Consider the following 8,622-nt stretch of genomic DNA (forward strand, 5'->3'; position numbering starts at 1 on the left):
GCGTCAAACAAAAGGGGGGCATAGTTTAATGAAGCACTGGCAAACATACAATGAATGTTTTGAACAAATCCAGTAAGCACGCTAAAGTAAGCATAATTTCAATCAGTTAATGGTGATAGCCAGTATATGCAGCCAGAAATAGACTTTGCAGCTTTAGAAACTCAGTGTCGAGACTTTATTTTGTCTTTACTCCATGCCGATGTCGCACACGATATTAGTCATATTGAGCGAGTAGTGAGGGTTGCAAAACAATTATGTATTGCCGAGCAGGCAGAAATGACTGTGGTGTTACCCGCAGCTTGGTTACATGATTGTGTTGCGGTTGCAAAAAACCACCCAGACAGGGCAAAAGCATCGACCATGGCTGCAGATAAGGCGTTAAGTTTTTTAGCTTCAATTAATTATCCTGAGCAGTATTTTAGTGCTATTCATCATGCTATTGCGGCACATAGCTTTAGTGCCAATATCAAAGTCCAAAGTGTCGAAGCGCAAATTGTGCAAGACGCGGATCGAATGGATGCTTTGGGTGCAATTGGTGTGAGTCGCTGCATGAAAGTAGGGGGCTCAATTGGTCGTTATCTGTATCATAAAGACGATCCATTTTGCTTAAACCGTGAACCTGACGATACAAAATACACCCTCGATCATTTTTTCATTAAGCTGTTACACATTAGCGAGAGTATGAACACGCCATCGGCAAAAGATGAAGCTAAACGACGCACAGCTTACATGCTCGAATTTTTAGAGCAGTTAAAAACCGAAATTGGTGAGTAACATGGCTATTCCATCTTTATGTGGTGTTGATCATTGCCACTTAAATGTTGATGATTTATCGGCTGCGCTAAAGTGGTATCAGCAAGTACTTGGTTTTAATGTGGTACCAGAACTCGCATTTTGGGATGAAGGACAAGGGCCTTTAACCTTAGAAGATCAAGCAAAGACGATTCGTTTAGCACTCTTTGAAGCAGACGGTAGAAGCAAAGGAATTGCCTTTGGCGCAAATGCAGCACAGTTTTTAGCATGGCTTGAGCATCTCGCTCAATTTGATGTTAAAACCCTTGTTGCTGACCATGGTGTTACTTTTTCAATGTATTTTAAAGATTGTGCTGGAAACAGCCATGAAATTACTTCGCATGATTACGATGCAATTAAACAAGGCCTCAAATGAGGCCTTTAATACGCTATTAGCGGGTATAAGTGTTTTTGATTTCTATGATGCTATCTATTTGGCCGATAAATAAATCAACTAGTTGCGGGTCAAAATGCTTACCAGCTTCGTCTTTCAATAAGTCGAGCGCTTCTTCAACCGACCAGGCTTTTTTATAAGGGCGTTTTGAGGTTAAAGCATCAAACACATCTGCAATGGTGACAATACGCCCTTCAATACTAATTTCTTCGCCTTTCAGGCCATACGGATAACCCGTACCATCCCATTTTTCATGGTGTTCAAGGGCAAGCTTATGAGCAAGTTGCAATAACGGCGAAGTTGAGTTCTCTAAAATTTTCGCACCGATTAAGGCATGTTGTTTCATGTGCTCGTATTCGTTTTCGTTCAAGCGCCCAGGTTTTAATAGTACTGAATCAGGAATGCCTATCTTACCAACATCATGCATCGGCGCTGCCTGTTTAAGCTGTTCGGCCTCATACTCACTCATGCCATAGGCAAGGGCGAGTACTTTACTGTAGCGGCTCATTCTTGCAATGTGCTCACCGGTGTCGGTGTCTTTATATTCTGCAGCGCGGCCTAAACGTTGGATCAAATCAATGTGGGCTAATTGCAGTTGCTCAGCTTGCACTAAAGATAAATGATTTTTAACCCGCGCCCTGACAATCGCAGGGCTAATTGGTTTGGTAATATAATCGACTGCACCTAGAGCAAAGCCTTCAGACTCATCCTGCTCATGAGAAAGTGCGGTAACAAAGATAACAGGGATATGAGCAGTTTTAGGATTTGCTTTCAATACTTTACAAACTTCAAAGCCGCTCATGTCGGGCATCATTATATCGAGCAAAATCAATTTAGGAGGTTCATTCTCAATAAGCTGAAGAGCAAGCTCGCCAGATTTTGCAAACGATAAGCGATAATCGTTAGCGAGTACTTCACGGATCACTTTTAAATTGGCTGGTTCATCATCGACGACCAAAATTCTTGCACGTTCTGAGATTTGCGTCATACGTGTTCCTTAGCAGCTTGGAGAGTATGCTTTAAAGCTGATAAAGCAGTGCTTGCTGCATCAAAGTCAAAGTTTTCAAAATGCGCACAAATTTCAACAACCTGATCTTGGTAGGTTGCCGGTGCTTGGGATTGCACCAGGCTTAATAAATCATCGTCTATTTCTGCATGCTCAGCTTGCGCTTGCAGTGCCTCAATTTGGCTAATAAATGCGCCCAACGACGTTTCGTGTATGGGTTGCTGTTGTGAACTAGACTGCGGCTGATCTGCAAGCAATGCAATCAGCGTTTGCCATTCCTGTTCGCACTCTGCAATGAGTGTAGGGAAGCTTTCCTTTTCACGTTCTTTCTCAGCGTTTGATAACAAGTATAATAATTTTGCGAGGGCTAAATTACCCGCGACTCCTTTAAGAGTATGCAAAATTGCTTTTTGTTCTTCTTCACTGAGCATTGGTTCCGTCAGTCGTAGAATACTCTGTTGATGATTGCTTAGGAATAAGCCAATTTCCGTATTTAATTTCTCTTTGCTTCCCCACATCAAAACACCTTTGTCGTAGTTGATGTGCTTTTTCTCATCACCGACTTTATTGTTAGTGATTTTATTTACTTCTAAACCAAGCACTTTCGCAATTTCATGGTTCAGCTGGTTAATATCAACGGGTTTATTCGCAAAGCCATTCATACCGGCCTGCTTTGTAGTAATTTTATCTTGTTGTAAAACACTCGCCGTCAACGCGATGATAGGTGTAATTTTTAAGCATCTGATTTTCTCTATTTCGCGGATTTCTTTACAGGCCGTAATGCCGTCACATTCCGGCATATGTATATCCATCAAAATCACATCAAAGCTTTGCTGTTCAAATGCTGCAATGGCTTCAAGACCATTGTGAGCCGTACTGATGGTGTGCCCAGCTTGCGATAATAAAATGTTCAGTAGCTCAACATTTTGCTCAATGTCATCAACCACTAATATGCGAAGTTTTGGTAAGTTTAATTGATTACAAGTTAGGGTATCGACTTGGCTGATATCACCTTCTTGTAAAGGAAGGCTAAAGTAGAAGCAGCTGCCTTTACCTTCTTCACTTATAGCACCAATTGAACCACCCATTAATTCAACAAGCTGCTTACTGATAGTCGTACCAAGGCCTGTGCCACCAAATCGGCGTGTCATGGTACCATCGGCTTGTTCAAATGGCTGGAAAATAGCGTCTAAGCGGTGCTTGGCTATGCCTATCCCGCTGTCTTGTACTTCGAAAAACAATTGTTTATTTTGAGTTTGACTCACCGTAATTGTGACAGACCCTTGCTCTGTAAATTTAATCGCATTCCCTATGAGGTTATTCATCACTTGGCGAATACGGGATTCATCGCCAATATAAATAGGCGCAACATTATCAGCGATAATCAAATCAAGCAGAATATCTTTACGCTTCGCCTCAAGCCAAAAAGTCGAGACGATATTGTCGAGCAAGGCTTGTAAGTTAAAGTGCTCAGCATGAATATCGAGTTTGCCTTTTTCTAACTTTGCAGAATCTAGTACTTCATTGAGCAAATGCAGCAGTGAGCGAGCTGATTTATTGACGGTAATAATATGTTTTTGTTGCTCTTTACTAAGAGGACTATCCATTAATATGTCGCTAAAGCCGATTATCGCATTCATTGGCGTGCGAATTTCATGGCTCATATTTGCCATAAATGATTGTTTTGCTTGTGCTGCGGCTTCAGCTTCTTGCTTAGCCTTTTTGAGTGATTCTTCATATTCGTGACGAGCGGTGATATCAATCAGTACACCATCGATCCACTTTTGTTTAGAATCACTATTTTCGTTAATTGTTCCTTGGTCTAAAACCCACACAACTTTGCCATTTCGATGGCGAATGCGGTACTCAACCGCATATTGGTTTCTTTCAGCTATGGCTTTTTCCATAACTTCATCAATATGCGCTACATCATCGTTATTAATGATTTGAGCAAATGTAATTTTACCATCAGTAAATTCTTGAGGGCTGTAACCTGTTAAGTCAGAAACACTGGGGCTTATAAACTTCATCGTCCAGTGTTCATCTAACAAACAACGAAATACAGCGCCTGGGGTATTGTTCATTAAGGTACGATATTGTTTCTCTTTTTCTTCGAGACTTTGCTGTAGTGCACGTTGCTCTGTTAAATCGGTTATAAAGCCAACAAACAGTGTTTCTGCGTTAGGCTGTTTTACTTCACCAAGGCCAAGTCGAATAGGAAATAAATGACCATCTTTGTGCTTCGCAAACACATTACGGTTAACGCCAATCACTTTTTTAACTTCATGCCTGCTACTATCAGCTAAGTAACCATCATGTTGCGCGGCTATATCGTCGTTCATTAATAGTTTTACGTTTTTGCCCAGTACTTCGTCTTGGCGCCAACCAAAAATAGTTTCTGCTGATTTATTAAAGCTTAAAATAATGCCATGAATATTAATTGTTACGATACCATCTATTGCGGTGCCTAAAATGGCATCTAAGCGCGACTCTTCTGCCGATTTTTCAGCAAGTAATAAGCGAAAACGCACCATGCCGTTAATAATCCCAACCAGAGCAGTCAATAATACGGTAGCAAATGAAACGCTAATGGCGATAAAAGTAAGTTGCGACGTTTGAACGTTTTCAGATAACAAAGGTGAGGTTGCAACAAAGCGGGTGGCGGCCATTCCCATATAGTGCATACCCGCTACAGCAAAGCCAAATATAATGGCGCAAATGATTCGGGTTTGTAACACAGTGAGTTTTTTAAAGTGCTCGCCTAAGTGAAATCGCGCATATAAGCCGACAAAAGATAATGCAACTGCCACCACAATTGATGCTGCAAACCAAGCCGGGTCGTAGCGAAGCAGCGGACTCATTTGCATGGCGGCCATGCCCGAGTAGTGCATCGCACCAATGCCAGAGCCAAGTAATACAGAGCCAATGAGTAGCTTTATTGTTGTTGGTATTTGCTTTAAATCTTTGCGTTTCAAAAATGAAAATGCGGTATAGCAGGCTAAAAATGCAGGAATAAATGAAAAAAATGTCAGTGTAGGGTCGTACTCCACGGTGGTGCACAATGAAAAAGCCAGCATGCCGATAAAGTGCATACTCCAAATCCCACCTGACATCACCAAGGCACCTGTTGCACTGCCTAATTTACGGTACGAATCAAATTGAGTTCTATTTGCTAAATCAATGATATGGAGTGAAAAATAAGCAGCAAAAATAGCCGTAGCAATAGAAAGAGCAACTAAGCTTGAATCATAGACACCACTTACTATGAAGCTGGGATCTTGATCGGTTATAAAAAATTTCGCGAGCATAATATTTTTTTGAAACGGCTTGTAATAGCAGTCTAATACAAATTGTTCTGAATTTAGAGAAAAACCTATCACTTAAGTACGTAGGATTCAAAACCTTGGCTATATTTAATTAAAAAGGAGTAGTTCGAGGTGGGTAGATGAGAAGAACCGAGCAAACTTTAGTTGAACAAATGCAAATTAATGATGTAGAAATCCAACACAGAATGAGTTTATTAGGGCTGACTTCAAACAGTCTCTCATCATTATTAAACTACAAGCCCATTATAGAATCAGCCATTGAAAATGTGGTTAATGAGTTTTATAAAAAGCAAACCGAAGTAGATGAAATTTCGTTATTAATTGGTGATGCGGATACTTTAACACGGCTCAGAGATGCACAAAGGCAGTATATAATCGATTTATTTTGTGGTCGTTACGAGCATGAATATGTTAACAACCGTCTACGGATTGGTATGGTGCATAAGCGTATTGGTGTTGAACCTAAGCTTTACTTATCGGCGGTGTGTACTTTAAAAGAACTCATTTTTAATGTGCTTCGCACCACAATAAGCGATCAAGATGAGTTAAATCATACCCTTAACATCATTGATAAATTGATTTACTTTGATACGACTTTGGTCTTTGATACTTATATTGATAGCTTAGTAGGCGAAATTGAAAATGCGAAGCGCCGCACCGAAGTCTACGCGAAAGGCCTTGAAGAAAAAGTAGCTCAGCGCACTCAAGAACTTGAGAAGCTCGCTAAGCTTGACCCACTTACTAACCTCTACAATCGGCGTGTCATGCAAGAGCTATTACAACGCGACCTTGCCAGAGCCAGACGTCATAAATCACCATTAACGGTTGTTTATTTTGATCTCGATGACTTTAAGTCTGTTAATGATACACAAGGGCATTTAAAAGGCGACGAAGTCCTTAAATATATAGGCCAATACTTACTTGATAATATTCGCGAAATTGATATACCGTGCCGCTATGGAGGGGATGAGTTTTGTATCATTTTACCTGATTGCGAGTTAGATAGCGCCTTTACTATTTGTGAAAAACTTATAGCCGCATTTGAACAACAATACCCTGAGCTTCATCTAAGTTTTGGTCTTATTGCAGCGCCACTTGATAGCACGGTAGATGCTGAAGAGTTAATTAATCGAGCCGACAAAAAAATGTATCAGGCAAAAGAGCATAAGGGTTCATACATTATGCGTTAGCGAGTCATAAGCTTTACAAAAACAACGACGAATAAAGCGAGCGAGAAGCTACCACAAAATGCCTCAATTGCCGCGATTAACCTGGAAAAGCCAATCGGCGTAATATCCCCATAACCAAGCGTGGTAAAAGTGACCACGCTAAAGTAAAAACTATTTAGTAACGCCGATAAATTGCTTTGAAATGAGTTTTCAAAACTCAGTTGCATGACAGAATCTTGGTAACTTACCCCAAATAAGAAATAACAAAATGCACAGCAAATAATGAGTGACAGACTAAAGCGAATGACGTTTTCGGGCTTTTCGCCATAACCACAGAGCATATCAATAAAGCTAGAAGTAATTTGTTTAGTTGAGCCTTTGCGGTATTGCGCATGGCGCATTCTTAATTCTTTGTAGGTGAAGTTACCGGCGAGTTCAAAAAGCCCTTGATGTTCAGAGGCTTTTCTTAAATTGCGGTATATTTCTTCGGATTGCTCAAACAAGTCTCTTGCTTCAGCATGCTGCTTATTTTTGCGTGCTTTAAATGCGGCTGATTCTTGTAATAACTGCTCGCCCAGCTCGATATTATCAATTCGACTGTCGTTGAGTTTGATGCCCAATAAGTTGGTATTTTTTAAATCACAGTAATGTAAACTCGCACTATGTAAATTGGCTTTCATTAATGAAGCATTGGCGATTTTATTATTAAATAGGTGAGCGCCCGTTAAATTCGCACGATAAAAATTACAATAGGAGAGATCATAACCTTCTTCGTCATCCTGCTTTATTAAGTTAAGTCCTGAAAGGTTCGCTCTTTGCAATTGCAGGCCTTCTAATAAGCCACCTTTTTTTGCATAGCGCTCTAATTTTTGGGTTAGATCTAGTCCTGATTTATCAAATTTACTATCATGCCAAAAGCAAAAACCAGAACCCATGTCTGTCTCTTGACACTTGTTACCTGTTGGGGAAATATAACTACAACATGGTTTGTCAGGCATAAGGATGAAAACTTATTTGTGAGTCATCTTTATAGATTAGCAGCTATTTGACAGGGTAAAATGGAATCTCTCATATTTATTAATTGAATTGGCTTATCTTTGTTGGATTACACCTTAAAGCGCAGTAAACGCAGAACCACAGTGGCAATTAAAGTTGCCCAGCAGAAACTCACTGTTTATGCACCTTTTTATGTTCCACAAACTGAAATTGATGCCTGGCTTAAGACCAAGCAAGATTGGGTCGCTGAACAAATTGCCAAACAATCCATTCATGCTGAACGCCGTCAACTTCCTCTTGCAAACGCGACAATTAAGTTGTTTGGGCAAGATGTTCCGATAGTATTTGCAAAAGGCACTAAAAGCATGTGGCAACAAGATGCACACGCAAGGCTTACCTTATCTATTTCATCGCGCGTCAAACATCAAGAAGCTAACTACCTAGCTTTGCTAGAGCAGTTTTTACATGAAAAGCTTGAGAGCTATATTGAAATGCGTGTTCATGATTATTGTTTACAGATGTCTGAAGCACTCCCTACAAAGCTTAAAATTCAACATTATAAACGTCGTTGGGGCAGTTGTAATAAGCGCCGCGAGCTGACTTTTAATCTACATTTAGCAAGTGCGCCAACCTGGGTGATTGATTATGTGGTTGTACACGAACTTGCGCATCTTTTGCATATGAACCATAGCGCTAAGTTTTGGCAACGTGTGAGCCAGTTTTATCCAAATTATAAAAAAGCAGAGCAATGGCTTAAAGCAAATGGAAGCAGTTTGAGTTGGTAGCTTAAGTTAGCGAGAGTAAAGTTAGAAAGAGCAAAGGTAGAAAGAGTAAAGGTAGAAAGAGTAAAGAGTGGTGGAGGGAGCTGGATTCGAACCAGCGAAGGCTGAGCCGTCAGATTTACAGTCTGATCCCTTTGGCCGCTCGGGAACCCCTCCA

At 40.5% G+C, this 8,622-nt stretch carries 7 protein-coding genes and 1 tRNA gene; 4 read left to right on the plus strand and 4 right to left on the minus strand.

All coding sequences use genetic code 11. From position 1 onward, the window contains the following. The first annotated feature begins 126 nt into the window (after nt 1-126). Both CWC28_RS16545 and CWC28_RS16550 read left to right on the plus strand, forming a co-directional pair. On the plus strand, nt 127-774 hold the full coding sequence (locus tag CWC28_RS16545) for an HD domain-containing protein (RefSeq protein ID WP_063707118.1): 648 nt from the start codon (nt 127-129) through the stop codon (nt 772-774). After that, the gene (locus CWC28_RS16550; RefSeq protein ID WP_171038313.1) at nt 767-1,168 is read left to right on the plus strand and encodes a VOC family protein; all 402 of its coding nucleotides are present in this window, start codon (nt 767-769) and stop codon (nt 1,166-1,168) included. Before CWC28_RS16545 ends, CWC28_RS16550 begins: the two co-directional genes overlap by 8 nt. Before the next feature lie 16 nt (nt 1,169-1,184). Here the strand turns inward: CWC28_RS16550 and CWC28_RS16555 are convergent, their stop codons facing one another. Together CWC28_RS16555 and CWC28_RS16560 are read right to left on the minus strand one after the other, a co-directional pair. Further along, nucleotides 1,185-2,174, minus strand: coding sequence for a response regulator (locus tag CWC28_RS16555; RefSeq protein ID WP_063707122.1), 990 nt, complete (start codon nt 2,172-2,174; stop codon nt 1,185-1,187). Next, nucleotides 2,171-5,500 carry a PAS domain S-box protein gene (locus CWC28_RS16560; RefSeq protein ID WP_105175328.1) on the minus strand — a complete coding sequence of 1,110 codons (3,330 nt, stop codon included), beginning with the start codon at nt 5,498-5,500 and terminating at the stop codon, nt 2,171-2,173. The genes CWC28_RS16555 and CWC28_RS16560 overlap by 4 nt, the downstream gene beginning before the upstream one ends. A 137-nt stretch (nt 5,501-5,637) precedes the next feature. Between CWC28_RS16560 and CWC28_RS16565 the strand changes: the two genes are divergently transcribed. Beyond that, complete coding sequence (locus CWC28_RS16565) at nt 5,638-6,708, plus strand: GGDEF domain-containing protein (protein WP_138625433.1); 1,071 nt, start codon at nt 5,638-5,640, stop codon at nt 6,706-6,708. On the opposite strand, the gene CWC28_RS16570 is transcribed toward CWC28_RS16565, so the two are convergent. Continuing rightward, on the minus strand, nt 6,705-7,685 hold the full coding sequence (locus CWC28_RS16570; RefSeq protein WP_138625434.1) for an ion channel: 981 nt from the start codon (nt 7,683-7,685) through the stop codon (nt 6,705-6,707). The two genes, CWC28_RS16565 and CWC28_RS16570, sit on opposite strands and share 4 nt — an antisense overlap. Before the next feature lie 102 nt (nt 7,686-7,787). Here CWC28_RS16570 and CWC28_RS16575 point away from each other — a divergent pair, with 102 nt between their 5' ends. Beyond that, nucleotides 7,788-8,468 (plus strand): M48 family metallopeptidase, encoded by a 681-nt coding sequence (locus tag CWC28_RS16575; RefSeq protein ID WP_138625435.1) that lies wholly within the window; start codon nt 7,788-7,790, stop codon nt 8,466-8,468. A gap of 68 nt (nt 8,469-8,536) precedes the next feature. Here the strand turns inward: CWC28_RS16575 and CWC28_RS16580 are convergent. After that, a tRNA-Tyr gene (locus CWC28_RS16580) sits at nt 8,537-8,621 on the minus strand. Nucleotide 8,622: the final 1 nt, after the last annotated feature.

It is taken from the genome of Pseudoalteromonas sp. S4492 (genome assembly GCF_005886115.1).
GTDB lineage: Bacteria > Pseudomonadota > Gammaproteobacteria > Enterobacterales > Alteromonadaceae > Pseudoalteromonas > Pseudoalteromonas gelatinilytica.

Coding starts and splice junctions, on each gene's coding strand:
- CWC28_RS16545 (WP_063707118.1), top strand. CDS start 127: ATGCAGCCAGAAATAGACTTTGCAGCTTTAGAAACTCAGTGTCGAGAC.
- CWC28_RS16555 (WP_063707122.1), bottom strand. CDS start 2,174: ATGACGCAAATCTCAGAACGTGCAAGAATTTTGGTCGTCGATGATGAA.
- CWC28_RS16560 (WP_105175328.1), bottom strand. CDS start 5,500: ATGCTCGCGAAATTTTTTATAACCGATCAAGATCCCAGCTTCATAGTA.
- CWC28_RS16565 (WP_138625433.1), top strand. CDS start 5,638: ATGAGAAGAACCGAGCAAACTTTAGTTGAACAAATGCAAATTAATGAT.
- CWC28_RS16570 (WP_138625434.1), bottom strand. CDS start 7,685: ATGCCTGACAAACCATGTTGTAGTTATATTTCCCCAACAGGTAACAAG.